The sequence below is a fragment of the Bradyrhizobium nivariense genome (assembly GCF_029846695.2).
GTDB lineage: Bacteria > Pseudomonadota > Alphaproteobacteria > Rhizobiales > Xanthobacteraceae > Bradyrhizobium.
The window spans coordinates 88,849-107,192 of sequence record NZ_JARWCR020000024.1; the positions used below are offsets into that span (position 1 = coordinate 88,849).

Annotated in this window: 17 protein-coding genes; 4 read left to right on the forward strand and 13 right to left on the reverse strand. The window is 65.1% G+C overall.

Translation table 11 applies throughout. The features are described 5' to 3' along the window. Positions 1–31: 31 nt before the first annotated feature. Both QCM77_RS21075 and QCM77_RS21080 read left to right on the forward strand, forming a co-directional pair. Positions 32–1,063, forward strand: coding sequence for an alpha/beta fold hydrolase (locus QCM77_RS21075; RefSeq protein WP_279684720.1), 1,032 nt, complete (start codon positions 32–34; stop codon positions 1,061–1,063). 121 nt (positions 1,064–1,184) lie between these two features. Further along, positions 1,185–1,688, forward strand: a complete 504-nt coding sequence (locus QCM77_RS21080) for a cytochrome P460 family protein (RefSeq protein WP_279684744.1) — start codon at positions 1,185–1,187, stop codon at positions 1,686–1,688. 14 nt (positions 1,689–1,702) lie between these two features. Here QCM77_RS21080 and QCM77_RS21085 read toward each other — a convergent pair whose 3' ends face one another. The 7 genes from QCM77_RS21085 to QCM77_RS21115 form a co-directional block, all read right to left on the reverse strand. Then, positions 1,703–5,212, reverse strand: a complete 3,510-nt coding sequence (locus tag QCM77_RS21085; protein ID WP_279684722.1) for a PAS domain-containing hybrid sensor histidine kinase/response regulator — start codon at positions 5,210–5,212, stop codon at positions 1,703–1,705. A 263-nt stretch (positions 5,213–5,475) separates the two neighbouring features. After that, positions 5,476–6,705 (reverse strand): 5-aminolevulinate synthase, encoded by a 1,230-nt coding sequence (gene hemA / locus QCM77_RS21090; RefSeq protein WP_279661132.1) that lies wholly within the window; start codon positions 6,703–6,705, stop codon positions 5,476–5,478. 230 nt (positions 6,706–6,935) lie between these two features. Continuing rightward, the gene (locus QCM77_RS21095; protein WP_279684723.1) at positions 6,936–7,553 is read right to left on the reverse strand and encodes a HEAT repeat domain-containing protein; all 618 of its coding nucleotides are present in this window, start codon (positions 7,551–7,553) and stop codon (positions 6,936–6,938) included. Between the two features lie 16 nt (positions 7,554–7,569). Further along, positions 7,570–8,631, reverse strand: coding sequence for an MBL fold metallo-hydrolase (locus QCM77_RS21100; RefSeq protein WP_279684725.1), 1,062 nt, complete (start codon positions 8,629–8,631; stop codon positions 7,570–7,572). Between the two features lie 95 nt (positions 8,632–8,726). Next, a complete protein-coding gene (locus tag QCM77_RS21105; protein ID WP_279684726.1) occupies positions 8,727–10,880 on the reverse strand; it encodes a methyl-accepting chemotaxis protein in 2,154 nt (717 codons plus the stop codon). Positions 10,881–11,044: 164 nt separating this feature from the next. Beyond that, complete coding sequence (locus QCM77_RS21110) at positions 11,045–11,770, reverse strand: outer membrane protein (RefSeq protein ID WP_279661135.1); 726 nt, start codon at positions 11,768–11,770, stop codon at positions 11,045–11,047. A gap of 223 nt (positions 11,771–11,993) precedes the next feature. After that, positions 11,994–12,314, reverse strand: a complete 321-nt coding sequence (locus tag QCM77_RS21115; RefSeq protein WP_279684728.1) for a hypothetical protein — start codon at positions 12,312–12,314, stop codon at positions 11,994–11,996. 136 nt (positions 12,315–12,450) lie between these two features. On the opposite strand from QCM77_RS21115, the gene QCM77_RS21120 reads away from it, so the two are divergent. Next, positions 12,451–12,798: a hypothetical protein gene (locus QCM77_RS21120; RefSeq protein WP_279661137.1), complete on the forward strand. Its 348-nt coding sequence runs from the start codon at positions 12,451–12,453 to the stop codon at positions 12,796–12,798. 125 nt (positions 12,799–12,923) lie between these two features. Then, positions 12,924–13,217, forward strand: a complete 294-nt coding sequence (locus QCM77_RS21125; RefSeq protein WP_279661138.1) for a hypothetical protein — start codon at positions 12,924–12,926, stop codon at positions 13,215–13,217. A 34-nt stretch (positions 13,218–13,251) separates the two neighbouring features. Here the strand turns inward: QCM77_RS21125 and QCM77_RS21130 are convergent, their stop codons facing one another. The 6 genes from QCM77_RS21130 to QCM77_RS21155 form a co-directional block, all read right to left on the reverse strand. After that, positions 13,252–14,187: an AEC family transporter gene (locus QCM77_RS21130; RefSeq protein WP_279684730.1), complete on the reverse strand. Its 936-nt coding sequence runs from the start codon at positions 14,185–14,187 to the stop codon at positions 13,252–13,254. Between the two features lie 102 nt (positions 14,188–14,289). Continuing rightward, a complete protein-coding gene (locus QCM77_RS21135; protein ID WP_279661140.1) occupies positions 14,290–14,499 on the reverse strand; it encodes a hypothetical protein in 210 nt (69 codons plus the stop codon). Further along, complete coding sequence (locus tag QCM77_RS21140) at positions 14,496–14,660, reverse strand: hypothetical protein (protein ID WP_279684732.1); 165 nt, start codon at positions 14,658–14,660, stop codon at positions 14,496–14,498. Before QCM77_RS21140 ends, QCM77_RS21135 begins: the two co-directional genes overlap by 4 nt. A gap of 188 nt (positions 14,661–14,848) precedes the next feature. After that, complete coding sequence (locus QCM77_RS21145) at positions 14,849–16,468, reverse strand: ABC transporter ATP-binding protein (protein WP_279684734.1); 1,620 nt, start codon at positions 16,466–16,468, stop codon at positions 14,849–14,851. A gap of 2 nt (positions 16,469–16,470) precedes the next feature. After that, a complete protein-coding gene (locus QCM77_RS21150) occupies positions 16,471–17,310 on the reverse strand; it encodes an ABC transporter permease (RefSeq protein ID WP_279684736.1) in 840 nt (279 codons plus the stop codon). Then, complete coding sequence (locus QCM77_RS21155; RefSeq protein WP_279684745.1) at positions 17,307–18,278, reverse strand: ABC transporter permease; 972 nt, start codon at positions 18,276–18,278, stop codon at positions 17,307–17,309. The genes QCM77_RS21150 and QCM77_RS21155 overlap by 4 nt, the downstream gene beginning before the upstream one ends. Between the last annotated feature and the right edge of the window lie 66 nt (positions 18,279–18,344).

Below are 18,344 nucleotides of genomic sequence, written 5' to 3' on the forward strand. Positions count from 1 at the left end.
CCACCACCAACAACAACAAGGTAGCAGCACCATGAAACAGATCATCGACCAGCACCGGCGTCAGTTTTTCGGCGTCGCCGCGGGAACCGTCGCCGCCGGCCTTGGTGTGATCGGCCTCGCCCGCGCCGAATCGGAAGCGCCGCGCTCCTCCGCGACGAATGCGTCGTTCGGCGCGATCAAGCAGATCGATGCCGGCGTCCTCAACGTCGGCTACGCGGAGGCCGGTCCTGCGAACGGTCCCGTCGCGATCCTGCTGCACGGCTGGCCCTACGACATTCACGCCTTCGTCGATGTCGCGCCGATCCTGGCCAAGGCCGGCTATCGCGTCATCATCCCTTATCTCCGGGGCTACGGCTCGACGCACTTCCTCTCCGGCGAGACGCCGCGCAACGGCGAGCCGGCAGCCATGGCCACCGACATCATCGCGCTGATGGACAAGCTCGACATCAAGAAGGCGGTCGTCGCCGGCTTCGACTGGGGCGCGCGCACCGCCGACATCATCGCCGCGCTGTGGCCGGAGCGCTGCCGCGCGCTGGTGTCGGTCAGCGGCTATCTGATCTCCAGCCAGGCCGCGGGCAATGCGCCGCTGCCGCCGTCGGCCGAGCTGCAATGGTGGTACCAGTTCTATTTCGCGACCGAGCGCGGCCGCGCCGGATACGAGAAGTACACGCATGATTTCGCCAAGCTGATCTGGAAGCTCGCTTCGCCGCAGTGGAAGTTCGACGATGCCACCTTCGACCGCAGCGCGGCGGCGCTGGACAATAAGGATCACGTCGCGATCACGATCCACAATTACCGCTGGCGGCTCGGGCTCGCCCAGGGCGAAGCGAAATACGAGGAGCTCGAAAAGAAGCTCGCGGCAGCTCCGATGATCAGCGTCCCGACGATCACGATGGAAGGCGACGCCAATGGCGCGCCGCATCCCGATCCAAGCGCCTATGCCAAGAAGTTCTCCGGCCGGTACGATTATCGCCTGATCACCGGCGGCGTCGGCCACAATCTGCCTCAGGAAGCACCGCAAGCCTTTGCCAAGGCCGTCATCGACGCCGACGGCGGCGCCTGAGGATTTTGGCAGCACCTCGGACCGGCAAGGCCGGGCCGAGGCCTGACATGCGATCGCAGTTCAATGAAGCGTCATGACGACAATGAAATCTGAAAATTCCAAACTTCCATCCTCTACGACGATGATCGTGCTGGCCGTGCTCCTCCTCGTCGTTGTCCTGACCTGCGTGCCGTATCTGGTCACGATCGCTTTTGCGCAGGACACGGCGGCTGCCTCGCCGATCTTCGGCGTCACGGTCCCGCCCGGCTACAAGCAGTGGGAGCTGATCGCGCCGGCCGAGGAGGCGGCGCCCTTGGACGAGCTGCGTGCCGTCGTCGGCAACAGGACCGCGATCGATGCTTATCAAGGCGGCAAGCTTCCGTTCCCGGACGGCACTATTCTGGTCAAGCGCGCCTGGAAGCGGAAACAGTTGCCCGAATTTTCGTCCGCGACGATTCCCGGTGAGCCCACCACCGTCCAGGTGATGGTCAAGGACTCCAGGAAATATGCCTCGACCGGCGGCTGGGGCTTTGGCCGCTTCATCGACGGCAAGCCGGTCGACGAGGCTCAGCACCGCACCTGCTTCGCGTGCCACGAAGCCCGCGTCAGCAGCCGCGATTACGTCTTCACGCGGCTCGCACCTTGAGCCGCGCGAGCGTCTCACTCCGCCGCCACCATCTGCTGGGTGCGCCATTGGCCGAGCAGGGCACGCAGCGAAGCCGGCTTCACGGGCTTGTTGAGCACCGCGACCTTTTCGTCGCGCGCAGCCATCTGCACGGCGGGGCTGCGGTCGGCGGTGATCAGGATCGCGGGGATGCCGTCGCCGAAGCGGCGGCGGATGTCGCGGATCGCGGCGATGCCGTTGCCGCGGTCGAGGTGATAGTCGACCAGCAGGCCGGTGACGCGTCCGCCGGCAGATTCGATCGCGGCGATCGCGCCTTCGGGATCGGCGACCGCGATCACCTCGGCGTCCCACGCCTTGAGCAGCGTGCGCATGCCGTCGAGGATCGCCGCATCGTTCTCGATGCAGACGATGAGGGCGCCCGAGATCGGCGTGCGTGCCAGCGGCGTCGCGCTGGTCACGGCGGCGGTGTGGGTGATCGCCTTCGCCGTCGGCACCGTCACCGAAAACACCGAGCCGCCGCTGACATTGGAGTCGATGGCGATGCCGTGGTTGAGCACGCGCGCCAGCCGTTCGACGATCGACAGGCCAAGGCCGAGGCCGCGGGCGATCCGCGCACCCTGCTCGAGGCGGTGAAATTCCTTGAAGATCTCGCCGCGCTTGACCGGCGGGATGCCGACGCCGGTGTCGTAGACGCAGATCTTGAGCGAGGCGCCGCGGCGGCGGCAGCCGACCAGCACGCGGCCGCGCGGGGTATATTTGATCGCGTTGGAGATCAGGTTCTGAAGCAGGCGCCGCAGCAGCAAGCGGTCCGATTCGACCGGCAGCGAGCAGGGCACGAAGACGAGCTCCAGGTTCTTGGCGCGTGCGATCGGCGCAAACTCGATCTCCAGCGAGCGCATCAGATCGGCCATCTTGAAGCTCGAGATCGAGGTCGTCATCGCGCCGGCGTCGAGCCGGGAGATGTCGAGCAGCGCACCGAGGATCTCCTCGATCGCCTGGAGCGATTCGTCGATGTTCTCGACCAGCCGCGTCTCCTCGCCGCTGTGCTGGCGCTCGACCAGGCTCGTGACATAGAGCCGCGCTGCGTTCAGCGGCTGGAGGATGTCGTGGCTGGCGGCGGCGAGGAAGCGCGTCTTGGAGATGCTGGCGTCTTCGGCCGCGCTCTTCGCCTGCGCCAGCTCGGAATTCAGCCGGGTCAGCTCCTCGGTGCGGTCGCGCACCCGCTTTTCCAGCGTCGCATTGGCGCGCTCCAGCGCTTCGGCCGCCTCGAACGTGGGCGTGACGTCGGTGAAGGTGATGACGAAGCCGCCGCCGGGCATGCGGTTTGTCAAAATCTCGATCACCATGTGGCGGTCGGGCAGGCGCTCGAGATAAGGCTCGCTGTCGGTGGTGTAAGCCGCGAGCCGGCGCTCCAGCATGGCCTCGCGCTCGACCGGATCGTCCGGCTCGCTCACGCCCATGAATTCCAGGATCTCACGCAACGGCGTGCCGAACTGGATGAAATGCGGGGGAACGTTGAGGAGATCGCCGAACTGCCGGTTGGAGCAGATCAGTTGCAGATCGGCATCGAACACCGCGATGCCCTGGCGCACATGGTTGAGCGCGGTCTGGAGGATCTCGCGGTTGAAATGCAGCGCCGCATGGGAATCGTCGAGCAGCTTGAGCGCAGCCTTCGCCGATACCGTCCGTTTGCGCAGCAGCAGCGACATCACGAGACGCGAGGAGGCCGCACCGATCGAGGAGGCGATCAGGTGCTCGGCGTGCTGCAACAGCTCGAAATCAGCGGGTGCCCCGGACTCCAGCCGTACATTGCGCCGCGCGGTGAATGCCTCGAACGAATGCCGCGCGCGATCCGGCCCGAGATATTGCGCCACCGTGGTCTGGATGTCCTGCACCGTGACGGTGGTGCGCCAGCGGCGGAAGTTCGGCGAGATCGGCGCGAGCGTGTTGGGGACGAACAGGTCGGCCTGCACCAGCTCGATCGAAGACGGCCGGCGCGCCAGCGACAGCAGCACATAGGTGAGGATGTTGAGCGACAGCGACCAGATGACGCCGTGCATCAGCGGCGGCAGGTCGGCGCCGAACAGCGCCTGCGGCCGCAGCGCCTCGATCCCGAACGGTCCGTGCTGGAGCAGCAGGATGCCCGAAGTCGAGGAATCCATGAAGCTCGGGATGAACAGCGTGTAGAGCCACACCGCGAAGCCGACCAGCATGCCGCCGATGGCGCCGCGCGCGGTCGCGCGCCGCCACAGCAGCCCGCCGAAGAAGCTAGGTGCAAGCTGGGCGATGGCGGCAAAGGAGAGCAGGCCGATCGCCGCGAGCTGGGTATTGCCGAGTGCGCGGTAGTAGAAATAGGCCATCACCATGATGGCGAAGATCGCGAGCCGGCGCGAGCGCAGCAGAAAGTCGCTGAAATCGGCGCCGCCGGTGCGCCCCTCGGGCCGTCGTTGCAGCACCAGGGGCACCACGAGGTCGTTCGAGACCATGATGGAAAGCGCGACGCATTCTACGATCACCATCGCGGTCGCCGCCGACAGGCCGCCGACGAAGATGGCGACGCTGAGCAACTCCGCGCCGCCCTCCATCGGCAGCGCCAGCACGTACATATCCGGTTCGGCGGTGCCGAACGGGAAGCTGACGAGGCCGGCGAGCGCGATCGGGATCACGAACAGATTGATGGCGACGAGGTAGAGCGGAAACAGCCAGCGCGCGCGGCCGACCTCGGCGTCCGAGGAATTCTCCACCACGCTGACGTGGAACTGGCGCGGCAGCAGCATGATCGCGCACAGCGACAGCAGCGTCATGGTCAGGAAGTTGCCGATCGACGGCGAATAGTTGATGGCGCGCACTGCCTCCGGCGTCTTCATCGCGCGCTCGATCAGTTCGTGCGGCGAGAACATCCAGAAGGTGACGAAGATGCCCGCGGTGAGGAAGGCGACCAGCTTGATGATGGATTCGGTCGCGACCGCCAGCATCAGGCCGTGCTGATGCTCGGTGGCGTCGGTCTGCCGCGTCCCGAACAGCACGGCGAAGGCCGCCATCGCCAGCGTCACCATCAGCGCCATGTCGCCGACGATCGGGATGTGGGAGAAGGCCTGGTCTTCGCTCAGGATGGTTGCGAGCGAGGAGGCGACCGCCTTGAGCTGGAGCGCGATGTAGGGCACCGAGCCGATGATCGCGATCAGCGCGACGGTCGCCGCCACCGCCTGGCTCTTGCCGTAGCGCGCGCCGATGAAGTCGGCGATCGAGGTGATGTTGTGGGCCTTCGCGAGCTGGATCACGCGGCGGAGTACGCCGGCTCCGAGCCCGATCATCAGGATCGGGCCGACATAGATCGCGAGGAAGTCGGTGGAAGTTCGGGTGGCAAAGCCGACCGAGCCGAAGAAGGTCCAGGAGGTGCAGTAGATCGCCAGCGACAGCGGATAGATCAGCCCGGAGGCGCGGCCACGCCCGGCCGGCGAGCGGCGGTCGCCATGGCTCGCCACCAGGAACAGAAAGCCGATATAGCCGAAAGCGGCGGCGATCACGCCCCAGTCGTGCAGCATGGCGAGCGTGCTTCTCCCTGGGCGCTGGCAGCGCCCGCTCATTTTCCCCGTAAATCTAGCGCGTTGGACGGTGGCAGGCGACAGCGAAATGCTTTGTGGATGCGGGAACTGGCTTTGTCGTTAAGGTGCGAATCCCAACGTCGTCCTGGCGAAAGCCAGGACCCATAACCACAGGGCATGGTAATAGGCACCCAATGGCCCCAGCGAGCCGCAACAATTCACAGTCGGGGTAATGGGTCCTGGCTTCGCCAGGACGACCGGAGTTACTCCGCCGCCAGCGACTTCTCGCGGAGCGGCAGACCCAGGCGGTCCCACACCTGCAGCAGGGCTTCGGCGAGCTGATCGATCAGGCCGTCGTCGTGATAGGGCGAGGGCGTGATGCGCAGGCGTTCGGTGCCCTTGGCCACCGTGGGATAATTGATCGGCTGGATGTAGATGCCGTGCTGTTCGAGCAAGAGGTCGGAGGCCTGCTTGCACTTCTCGGCATCGCCGATGAACAGCGGCACGATGTGGGTGTCGTTCGACATCACCGGCAGGCCGGCGGAATTGAGGATCGCCTTGACCCGGGCGGCGCGGTCCTGGTGGCGCTCGCGCTCCCAGCTCGAAGTCTTCAGATGCTTGATCGCAGCGGTCGCGGCCGAGCAGATCGCCGGCGGCAGCGCGGTGGTGAAGATGAAGCCCGGCGCATAGGAGCGTACGGCGTCGATGATCTGGCCGTTGGCGGCGATGTAGCCGCCGAGGCAGCCGAACGCCTTGGCGAGCGTGCCTTCGAGAATGTCGATGCGATGCATCACGCCGTCGCGCTCGGCGATGCCGCCGCCGCGCGGACCGTACATGCCGACGGCGTGGACCTCGTCGACATAGGTCATCGCGCCGTACTTCTCGGCGAGGTCGCAGATCTTGGCGAGCGGGGCGATGTCGCCGTCCATCGAATAAAGGCTCTCGCAGGCGATCAGCTTGGGCCGGCTCGGGCCCGCAGCCTTCAACTTCTCCTCGAGATCGGCGAGGTCGTTGTGGCGGAACACGACCCGCTCGCAGCCGGACTGGCGGATGCCCTCGATCATCGAATTGTGGTTGAGCTCGTCCGACAGGATCAGGCAGTTCGGAATGAGCTTTGCGATGGTCGCAATGCCGGTCTGGTTCGAGACGTAGCCGGACGTGAAGAGCAGCGAGGCGTCCTTGCCGTGGAGATCGGCGAGCTCGGCCTCGAGCTGCACCAGCGGATGATGCGTGCCGGCGATGTTGCGGGTGCCGCCGGCGCCGGTGCCGACGCGGGTCGCGGTTTCGACCATCGCGCCGACCACCTTCGGGTGCTGGCCCATGCCGAGATAATCGTTGGAGCACCAGATCACGACGTCGCGCTTGCCCTTGGGCGAGTGCCAGAGCGCATGCGGGAACCGGCCGGCGATGCGCTCGAGATCGGCGAACACGCGGTAGCGTCGCTCGGTGTGGAGACGATCAAGGGCGGAATTGAAAAACTGGCTGTAATCCATCGTCAAACCTGCAACGGAACTGACCAAAGGGCCGCATCTTCTTAGAGCTATTCCAGCTCCAATGTCTATGCGCTATCCCACATTTGGACCTGCGGGACATCTGGGCAAAATGCCCTATCGTGCGATTTGAAACTTGATCCCGATCAAGTTCGCGCGAGATGCAATGTTGCTCTGCAACATCCGCCGGCCGTCGCCATGCACATGATCGCGAATACGAAGCGGGCGAGCGGCTAGCTGCGAACTCTGATCGCCTGGTAGGCGCAAGCCGCGGATTTGCGAACGTGTCCATCGACGTCCTTCGTCAGCGACACCAGCGTGGGCAGGACATCCGGACCGCCGAAGGTCTCCGCGAGTTCGCAGGCCCAGGATCGGTGCCGGGGAAGTTCGTCTTCGCAGAAAGCATCGAAAAGCAGCTGCCAATCGTTTGCGGCGGCGCCCTGCCGCAAGGTCCACGCAGCTTCCCTCCGAACTGCAATCTCCGGGTCGCGCTTGTAGAGACCGAAGACCGTTTGGAAATCTGCATTGTTCCAGATTGCCGCCAGAGTGCGAAGTGCGCATTCGCGCGTCGGTGCTTCCGGCTCCTTCAAGAGCAGCAGCACCAAATCATGCGCTTCGGCGAGCTTCCATTGTTCGACGATGCCGCAGGTGGTGCGCCTGACGTAATCCGACGTGTCGGAAAGGGCCGCGACAATGGTCGCGCGGAGTTCGTGCCCTCGCCTGTGCTGCCCAATGACCTCGATCGCGGTCCGCCGCACGAAGGCGTCGCTTGCCGTCGACAGTGCTCGAAGCTCGTTTATGACTTCGTCATCGTCACGTGAGATCAGGCGGCGGATGGCCTCATAGGTCACTGGAGGCTCCAGGCGCTCAAGTCGTCTTGAACTGCAGCACGCCGTCCTTCATCTCCGCCGTCAGCCGTCCCTCGACGATCATGTAGTTGACGTGGGCGACCAGCTCGCCGGCGGCAAAACCCATCTGGTGTTCGTCCAGCACGTGCTTGTTGAACACGACAGGCACTAATGCGCGCGAGGTCTGCGGCACCTCGCGGCAGGCTTCCGCGATCAGGCGGCAGCGCTCCTCGTGGTGATCGGCGAGCTGCTTGATGCGGGTCTTCAGCCCATAGAACGGCACGCCATGGCCGGGCAGCACCAGCACGTCATAGGGCAGCGTCGTGGTGAGGCTGGCGAGCGAGGCCAGATATTCGCCGAGCGAGTTCTGGTCGGGTTCGACCGCCCAGACGCTGACATTCGGCGAGATCTTGCTCAGCACCTGGTCGGCCGAGAGGAACAGCTTGTCGTCGGCGCAATACAGCATCACCTGGTCGAGCGCGTGACCGCCGCCGGTAATCACCTTGAAGCGCCGCGTGCCGATCACGACGTCCTCGCCATGCGAGATGCGGCGGTAGGACGGCGGCAGCACCGAGACGCGCTTGAGATAGTCCTGGCCGCGGCCGAGCAGTTTTTCGGTGAGCGACTCGTCCATGCCGTGGCGGCGGAAGAACAGCCGTTGCGCTTCCTGGCGCTCCTCCGTGCCGCGGTTCTGGTGATAGACCGATTGCAGATATTCGACCTGCGACATCACCAGCGGGCAATTGAAACGTTCGACGATCCACCCGGCCAGACCGACATGATCGGGATGGGAATGGGTCACGATCAGGCGCGTGATGTTGACGCCCTTCAGCGGTCCGTCGAACAGCTTCGTCCAGGCCTCGATCGTCTCCTCGTTGCCGAAGCCGGTGTCCACGATGGCATAGCCGTCGCCGTCGGCGAGCAGATAGATGTTCACATGGTTGAGGCGGAACGGCAGCTTCAGCCGCGCCCACAATACGCCCGGCTTCACCTCGACGACCTCTTCGGGGCCGGGATGCTGTTCCCAGGGATAGCGCAGGGCTTCGGCGGAGGACTGCACGGTGTCGGTTTTTGCGTTCATGCCACCGGCTTAAACCCACTGGCTGCGGCGCGCCAGCCGAAAAAGGACGCTGGCGTGGCCCGCATAGCGGTCATTCCGGGCTACGGAAAGGCGGCCTACGCCGCCCGCATATTGTTGAGGAACGCGTCGATCTCTCCGCGCAGCATGTCGGCTTCGCGGCGGAGTGCGTCGGAGGCGCCGAGCACTTCGTTCGCCGCAGCGCCGGCTTCCGCCGAAGCCGTGGAGACGCCGACGATGTTGCTGGAGACCTCGCTGGTGCCGCCGGCTGCATGCTGGATGTTGCGGGCGATCTCGCGGGTCGCCGCGCCTTGTTCCTCGACCGCTACGGCGATCGTCGTGGTGACGTCGTTGATCTCGCCGATGATCCGGCCGATGCCCTGGATGGCGCCGACCGCCGAGGTGGTGACCTGTTGCATGCTGGCGATCTGGGTGCGGATCTCCTCCGTCGCCTTCGCGGTCTGGCTCGCGAGGCTCTTCACCTCGGAGGCGACCACCGCGAAGCCGCGGCCGGCCTCGCCCGCGCGCGCCGCCTCGATGGTGGCGTTGAGGGCGAGCAGATTGGTCTGCGAGGCGATGGTCTGGATCAAATCGACCACGACGTTGATGCGGCTCGCGCTGTCGGCAAGGCTCTGCACCGTGGCGTCCGTCGCACCGGCTTCGTCGACCGCCTTCCTGGCGATCTCGGCGGAGGTGATCACCTGCTTGCTGATCTCCTGGATCGAGGACGACAGCTGTTCGGTGCCTGATGACACGGTCTGTACGTTGACCGAAGTTTCCTCCGCAGCGGAGGCGACCGCGTTCACCAGCGCGTTGGACTGGTCGGCGGTGTTCGACATGCTCTGCGCGGTCGTCTGCATCGAATTGGCCGACTGCGCGAGGTTGTCGAGCGCGGAGCGCACCGTGTCTTCGAATTCGGCGATCTTCGCCTCCATGCGTGCGGCACGCTCGGCCTTGGCGAGCCGATCCTTATCCTGCTCGCCGGCGAGCACCCGGGCTTCGATCATGCTGTCGCGGAACACGGTCAGCGTCGCGGTCATCGTGCCGATCTCGTCATTGTGCTTGGCGCGCGTGATCTCGGTGTCGAGATCGCCGGCCGAGAGCAGCTGCATGGCGCGCTGAAGTCCGGTGATCCGGCGCAGGATGTTGCGGCCGACATAGAGCCAGACGAACAGCGCCGAGCCGACCAGCATCAGCGCGCCGAGCGCCAGCATCGCAGTCGTCGCCAGCGAGATCTCCTGTCGCGCCTGGAAGGTCGACGCGTTGGTCTCCTTCTGCACGCCCTCGACGAGCTGCTGTACGCTGATGCCGAGGCCGACATTGAGCTTGCGGGTCTCGTCCAGAATGGTCTGGCCGTAGTCGATGGCGTCGAGCTCTTTCTGGCGGATCTTGAACACGCCGGTCTTGCCCTCACCGAAGGCGAACAGTTTTTGCACGGTGTCGCGCACCGCTTGCATCGAGGCCATGTTCGGCAGGTCCTCGAGGTTCGACTTGACGCGGTCGCGCGTCGCCTTGAACTCCTTCTCGATCGCCTCAAGCGTGTCGCTGTTGTTGGCCGACAGCGCCGCCATCATGTCGGCGGCCATCAAATTGCCGTTGGCGGAGATGGTCGCGACCTGGGAGACGGTGCGGGCGGCTTCGGTGGCATCATCGGCGGAAACTTCCGCCGCGCCGAGGATCGCGTTCAGGCGCGTTTGCGCATCCAGCATGGCAGGACCGGCCGCACCGACGAAGCTGAGCTGCACCTTGCGCAGCGCTTCATACTGCTTGTCATGCAGCGCGCCGGTCTCGAGCCGCTCGCGCGCGGCCGACACCAGGCTCTGGGTCGCCTCGTCGATGCTCTTGGCGGTGTCGCGCAGCGCGGTCGCGATCTGCTTGTCGGCGCCGAGCTCGATGATCTCGCCAAGCTTGGCCATGGCGAGCTGCTGGATCTCCTGCACCTTCTTGGTGCGTTCGTTCAGCGCCTCGTCGGACGGCGATGCCAGGAGGCCCGGCCCCTGCGCCGCGAGCGTTGCGCTTTGCGATGCGAGTTGAAGGCTCGCGGAGAGGCGCGGAATGTCGCGGCCGCTCAGGTCCATCATGGTGCTGCCGAGATGGTTGAAGACGAAGCCGGCGCCGGCTGCGATCACGAGGCCCATGCCCGCGATCACTGCGAAGGCCGTGAACAGGCTGCCGCGCACGCCCCATGTCGGCATTTTGAAACGAGGCCGGATACGACCAAGCAAACGGCCAAGGCCCAGACGGATCGCCATCGAAATTCCCCCACGCGTGATTTTTATATTTTCGCCGCGGAGTATCCTTGGGGCGGGTTAAAAAATCGCAAGTTGCTCAATCGGTTGCCTCAGTTCCGCACAGCGAAAAGGAAAGGGCCGGCAAAGATGCCGGCCCTTGATGGCGAAAGAGATTTTTGAGGCGATCAGTAGCGCGCGACCGCGGAGTTGGCCCAGTTGAAGCGGTAGTTGACGCCCGCCTTGATGGTGTGGTCGTCGGTGGTGAAGTTGCCGGTGCCCGCCAGCGGCCCCCCGGTGAAGTGCGCGTCGCCGAAATTGTAGTACTGGTACTCGGCCTTGGCCGACCAGTTCGGGGCGAACATGTATTCGAGGCCGGCGCCGACGGTGTAGCCGTTGCGGTGATCGCCCGTGATGACGAAGGCAGCCGGCACGCCGCCAACCGTGACCTTCTCGTTGTTGTCGGAGTAGGCGTAGCCGCCCTTCACATAGAGCAGGCCCGGACCCCAGGTGTAGCCGACGCGGCCGGTGATCGAGCCGAGGCCGCGCTGGTCGTTGGTGTAGGCGATGCCGCCCGGGAACACCGCGCCGACGCTGCCGGAGAGCCAGGAATACTGGCCTTCGACGCCGACCACGAAGTTCGGGTTGAACTGCCAGTCCGCGCCGACCTGTACGCCGCCGAGGAAACGGCCGTTGCCGTTGTTGCCGGTGGAGAGACCGCTGAAATTGTTGTCGCTGGAGAACGCCCCGCCGACATGGCCACCGATGTAGAAACCGGTCCAGTTGTAGATCGGCGCGGCATAGGCGGGCGCGGGCGCCTTGTAGTAGTTGCGGTTACCGAGATCGGCACCGACCGCCGGCGCAGCAGCGCCCACCACGAGCAGCGCAACGGTCGCAAACAGAATCTTCTTCATAGTCCAAACTCCAACACTTTGGTCCCCGGCAGGCGCGCTTTCCGCGCCGTCGTTGGTTTTGCAGATAGCTCGCTTTTGACGAAAATGCTGTCACATGCATGGCACAGGGGCAGCGAACCTAACTTATTGGGCTGCAAATGATTTTCGTGCTTAATGGCAGCTTAAGAAATGCTGAAGGAAGGCTTAACTTTGCAGGCTGCGAGTAATCTGCATACGTTTTGCGTTAACCAAGACGGCGCCGCGCCTCATCGCGCATCTGTTCGCGGAATTCAGCGCGCTTTGCGGGCCGGTCTTCCTCGCGCACGTCATGACGATCGAAGACGTCGAACTTCTCCAGGATCGGATAGCGCTCGCTCGCCATCGCGAGCACGCGCAGCACCTTGGTCGCCGACGGTGTCGGGCCGCTCACTTCCCAGCGCCGGATGGTGTCGGCGCCGCCCTTCTCCGGCAATCCGCAAAGCCGGGCCATGTCGGCCGCGGTGAGCTTGCGCTCAAGCGCCTCGGAGAGGTCGTTGCGGAGTTGCTTCAGTTCGGGACCGGTCATGCTGCTTGCGTCCAGGGAGGTGACTGAAGGCAATGCACTAACGCTGATTCGGGTCCAGCCGAAGGCGATGCGCGCAGTGCGCGATGCGGCGTGCTAGTCTCGCGCTCGCCGGGCTCAGTGAAGGAAGGACAACCGCATGCCCGTGTTCAAGCTGCCCCTGTCGGGTGACGTCGTGCAGTCCATCAACCCGATCACGTCATTCTTCAGTCCCACCGGCGGCCAGTTTGGTCTCATCAACATCACAGTCGGGCAATCCTCGGCGCCGGAGGTCGAGAAGGACCTGCTGTCAGATGTCGGCAGTTACGGCAAGCAGATCGGCCAGATCTCGGATGCGCTGCTCGTGGTGATCGAGCATCTGGAAGCGCTCGGCGACGGCGCACTCGGCGATGACAAGGCGGTCGCGGCCTTCAAGGAGCTAATGCATTCGGTCGCGACGGTGAAAGAGCGGCACAACCGCAAGGCCTGCCGCCCGCGGCGGCGCTGATCAGCCGCTCGAGCGCGCTCCGGCACCTTTGCGCGCACACGGAGTTATGAACGGGAGTGCTATGGAAATTTCCCGATGAATGAACAGTTGGCACAACGGGGTCCACGGCGACGAAGGGATCAGCCATGACAAGCGTCAAATTCGCGATTGCCGCACTTATCACGATCGGGCTGGCTACGGCCCCCTCCGTTGTCGAGGCGAAGAAGCACAGGTCCGCCAGATACTACAGCTCCGGCGTCGTGGCCCCGAGCTATGGCAGCGCTGGAGGGTCGATGGCCACGCAGTCGAGCGCTTACGGCAGCTCTGGACAGACCGTCGGGACGGTCACTGCGCCTTCGGTCGGAACCTACAATTGGCCTTCGGTCGGCGTGACCAACTCGGTCCCGACCTGGAACAACACAAACCCGCCGGTCAGATAGTGCGCGACTGCGCAGGGTGGCGAACCAATACCGGTCACCGTGTGCCGGTCGCGAGGCCAGAGAGAAGATAGAGCGCGACCAGCAATGTCGCGACCGACAGCATCGTCGTCACCGAGACCGTGGCAGCGACCAGCTTTTCCTCGACCTTGTGTTCGTGCGCCAGCACATACACGGTCTTCGCCGTCGGCACCGCCGCGCAGATGACGGCGGCGACCGTATAGAGTGGGTTGAGGCTCAGGACCACACAGAGTCCGTAGACGATCACTGGCATCACCACCAGCTTCACGGCCGCGAGCGCGAACGATGCCTTCAGGTTCGATCGCAGGCCCTCGACCGATAGGCCAAGCCCGATGGCAAACAGTGCGCAGGGCGTGAGCGCAGCGGCAATCATGTTCAGATAGACAACGGCCGGCGCTGGAAACGGCAAGCCCGTGATCGCCCATCCGAGACCGATGAGCGTCGACAGGACCATCGGATTGAGCAGGATCTGCTTCACCAGTCCGGCCGAATGCGCAGCCCCGCGCGCATCTCTTTCCAGCAGAATGACCGTGAGCGGAAACATCACGCCGGCCACGAACACCGTCGCCACCGCCGCGGGCAAGACGGCGGGCTGGCCGTAGATCGCGTGCAGGATCGGCAGCGCCACGAAGCCGGTATTGGTCATCGCCGCGGCCATGCCATGGATGGTGCTGCTGGCGAGATCGTGCCTGCCACCCGCGCGCACCGCCAGGAACACCAGCGCAAAGCAGATCAGGGAGCCGCCGCCGAAGGCGAGCAGGAAACGCCATTCCAGCAGATTGCGTGCCGGCTCCTGCGCGATCGTGACGACCAGCAGCGCCGGCATCGCGACGTTGTAGGCGAAATGCACCAGGGCATCGGCAAGCGAGCGGGAGAGATAGCCGAGCGCTCCGGCGAGCCAGCCGGTGACGATGATCGCGAACACGGGAAGAATGAGGCTGGCGACCTCCATCCGGCTTCCCCTTGGCCAGGCAGCGCGATGCCATCCTAGCTTGGAGATGCGCCGTCGTCACGGCTCAACCGGATCGCGACGTTCGATCCGGTCCTTGCGATCTCAGGCGCCCCTGCGGCCCTGTTGGCCGATCACGCAGCGCCATCCGGCGAGGCGCTCGGCCGGATGCTGGTTCATCCATTGGGCGAGCTGCGGCGCACCCATCAGGCACGATTGCATCGAGACCTCGGCAAAGTCCGACGTGGTGACGATCTGCTCGTGGCAACTGGCCGGGGAGGCGAGGTTACAGAGCACGGCGATGATCTTGATCACGCGAAATTGCCCCCGTCGCCGCGGCGAACACTGGCTCCGGCCTCCCGTTCGCTGACCGGATCAGCCGGCGGGAAGATGCTGTCATAGATTGCGCGCGCTTCTCGAATGAGGCGCTCACGCTCGCGCTCGGATTTCGAGACAAACTGAATGACTTCGCCCATATTCGCTCCAAACATTGGTCGGTACGTCACCATTGAATGATGTTCGTCATGTCATGCATGTAGGACGCGGCTTGCCGCTTTGAAGCGGGAGCAACGGTGAGGGAGCAATAACAAGCGCGTGACTGCCCTGTTCCCAGGGCGAGCCGGCCGGAAAATCGGCGTCCAGTCGGAACCAAATACCGCTCGTCTCACGCCGCCGGAGCGCGCTCCTTGCGTCCCGGCACCGCCGCCAGCAGCTCGCGCGTATAGTCATGCTCGGGCGCGGCGAAGAGTTGCGCGGTCGGCTTCAGCTCGACGATGGCGCCGCGCTGCATCACCGCGATGCGGTCGCAGATCTGGGCTGCAACGCGCAGATCGTGGGTGATGAACAGCATCGACAGGCCAAGGCGCGCCTTGAGGTCTTCGAGCAGCCTCAGGACCTGGGCCTGCACGGAGACGTCGAGCGCGGAGACGGCTTCGTCCGCGACGATGATTTCTGGCTCGAGCGCGAGCGCGCGCGCAATGCCGATGCGCTGGCGCTGGCCGCCGGAGAATTCATGCGGATAGCGCTCGAGCGCGCCGGTATCGAGGCCGACCATCTTGAGGAGATCGCGGGCGCGGTCGAATGCCACTTTCGGATCGGTGCCCGCCGCGATCGGGCCGTCGGCGATGATGTGACCGACCTTGCGGCGCGGATTGAGCGAAGCGAACGGATCCTGAAAGATCATCTGGATGCGATGGCGCTCGGCGCGCAGCGCCTTGCCGGTGAGCGAGGTGAGATCGGTCTCCCCGATCCGCACCGTGCCGCGGTCGGCTTCGATCAGCCGCATCACGAGGCGTGCCACCGACGATTTGCCGGAGCCGGACTCGCCGACCAGGCCGAGCGTCTCGCCCTTGAGGATGTTGAAATTGACCTCGCGCGCGGCATCGACGCGGCGGTCCTCGCGAAACCAGCCGCCCGAGGTGACGTAAGTCTTGTCCAGCCCGATCACCTCGACCGCCTTGGCCTGATCGTCGAGCAGCGTGCGTGCCGGCGGATCCATGGTCGGCACGGCGGCGAGCAGCGCCTTGGTGTAGTCGTGCTGCGGCTCGTTGAAGACGGTTGCAACGGGACCTTCCTCCACGACCTTGCCGTGGCGGAGAACCACGACCTGGTCGGCGATGTCGGCGACCACGCCGAAATCATGGGTGATGAACATCACCGCCATGTTGCGGTTGCGCTGGAGGTTGCGGATCAGCTTGAGGATCTGCGCCTGCGTGGTGACGTCGAGCGCGGTGGTCGGCTCGTCGGCGACCAGCACCGCCGGCTCGAGCGCCAGCGCCATCGCGATCATGGCGCGCTGGCGCTGGCCGCCGGAGAGCTGGTGCGGATAGGCCCGCACGATGCGCTCGGGGTCGGGCAGGCCGACCTCGCGCGCCAGCGACAGCGCCTTGGCGCGCCGCGCCCTCGGCGTGAGCAGGCCGTGCGCCTCGAACATCTCCGCCATCTGGTCGCCGATCCGCATCAGCGGATTGAGCGCGGTCATCGGCTCCTGAAAGATCATCGCGAGCCGGCGGCCGCGCAAATCGCGCCAGCCATCATCGTCGAGCTTGAGCAGGTCGCGGCCCTCGAACATGATCTCGCCGGACGTGACGTCGACCGTATCAGGCAGCAGGCCCATCAGCGCGTGCGCGCACATCGATTTGCCGGAACCGGATTCGCCGACGACGCAGACGATCTTGCCGGCCCTCAGGTCCAGCGAGATGCCGTCGACAGCGTACGGACGCTCGGCGCTCTTGGGCAGCGCGATCCGCAGGTTCTTGACGGAGACGGTGGCGGGGGCGGTCATGGTCAGCGCCCCTCGCGCGACAGGCGCGGATTGAGCGCGTCGTTGAGGCCTTCGCCGATCAGGTTCAAGCCGAGCACCGAGATCAGGATGGCGACACCGGGGAACACGGTGATCCACCAGGCCTGGCGGATCACGGTGCGGCCGGCGCCGACCATATAGCCCCACGAGATCAGATTGGGATCGCCGAGGCCGAGGAAGGCCAGCGAGGACTCCAGCAGGATCGCGGTCGCCACCATCAGCGAGGCCAGCACGATCACCGGCGACAGCGCGTTCGGCAAAATCTCGCGCAGGATGATCCAGGTGTTGCTCTGGCCGGTGACAACGGCGGCCTGGACGTACTCCCGCGTGCGCAGCGACAGCACCTCGCCGCGGACGAGACGGGCCACCGGCGGCCAGCTCACCACTGCGATCGAGGCGACGATCGAATAGATCGAGGGCTGCAGGATCGCGACCAGCACGATCGCGAGCGCAAAGCTCGGGATGGTCTGGAAAAACTCGGTGAAGCGCATCAAGGCGTCGTCGACCTTGCCGCCGAAATAGCCGGCCATGGCGCCGATCGGCACGCCGACGACCAGCGCCACCAGTGTGGAGACCAAGCCGACGAGCAGCGAGACGCGTGCGCCAAAGATCATGCCGGCGAACACGTCGCGGCCGAGCGCGTCGGTGCCGAGCGGCACGGTCGCGAGCGTGAACGGCGGCAGGAACGGCCGCTGCACCATGCGCCAGGGCGAGTTCGGGAACAGCAGCGGACCGAACACCGCGACCGAGATGGCAAGCAGCAGGATGATGAGCCCGATGACGCCGCTCGGGCTCCTCAGCATCGATTTCCAGAACTGTTTCATGAGGTGAATTCGATGCGCGGGTCGACCAGGCGATAGACCAGGTCGGTGATGAGGTTGAAGGTCAGGACCATGGCGGAGCAGATCACGAAGACACCGAGCAGCAGATTGTAGTCGCGCTGCAGCAGGGCGTCGTACATCAGGCGTCCGATGCCTGGCCAGGCGAATACGGTCTCGGTGATGACGGCGCCGCCGATCAGCGTGCCGGAGTGGACGCCGGCGAGCGTCACGACGGGCAGCAGCGCGTTGCGGAGCACGTGGCGGCGCTGGATCACGGCGTCGGAAAGGCCCTTCGCGCGCGCGGTCTTGACGAAGTCGAGCCGCTTCACCTCCAGCATCGAGGCGCGCGTCATGCGGGTGTAGGTCGCCATGAAGAACAGGCCGAGCGTCATCGCCGGCATGATCAGGTGCCTTGCGACGTCGACCACATGGGCAAGGCCGGTGAGGTTGGCGCCGACCGTCTCGTAGCCGAAGCTCGGCAGCCAATCGACCGCGACCGAGAACAACAGGATACCCATCAGCGCCACCCAGAAAATCGGCATGGCGTAGAAGATCAGCGCGAAGATCGTGATTGCGGTGTCGAGCCAGGTCCCCGCGAAGCGGGCCGCGAAGGTGCCGAACAGGATGCCGAGCATCAGCGAGATCGCGAACGCCGTCAGCGTCAGCAACAGCGTCGCCGGCAGCCGTTCCAGGATCAGCTTCGACACCGGTGCCTGCTGGCGGAAGGAGAAGCCGAGGTCGAGCGTCACGACGCCCTTGACGTAGACGAAGAGCTGCTCGGGCAGCGGCTTGTCGAGGCCGAACTTCTCCCTGAGCTGCTGGACGAAGATCTGGTCGCTGGCCCCGGCCTCGCCCGCCATCACGACCGCGGGATCACCGGGCGCAAGCCGGATCAGGAAGAAATTGAGGACGACGATCGCGAGCAGGACGATCACGCCCTTTAGGACACGTTGAGCGATGAAGGAGAGCATTGTCAAATAGCGATGAGATCGGGGTGGTCGTAGCCGCAGCGGCGGTGCGCTCCCTCTCCCGCTGGC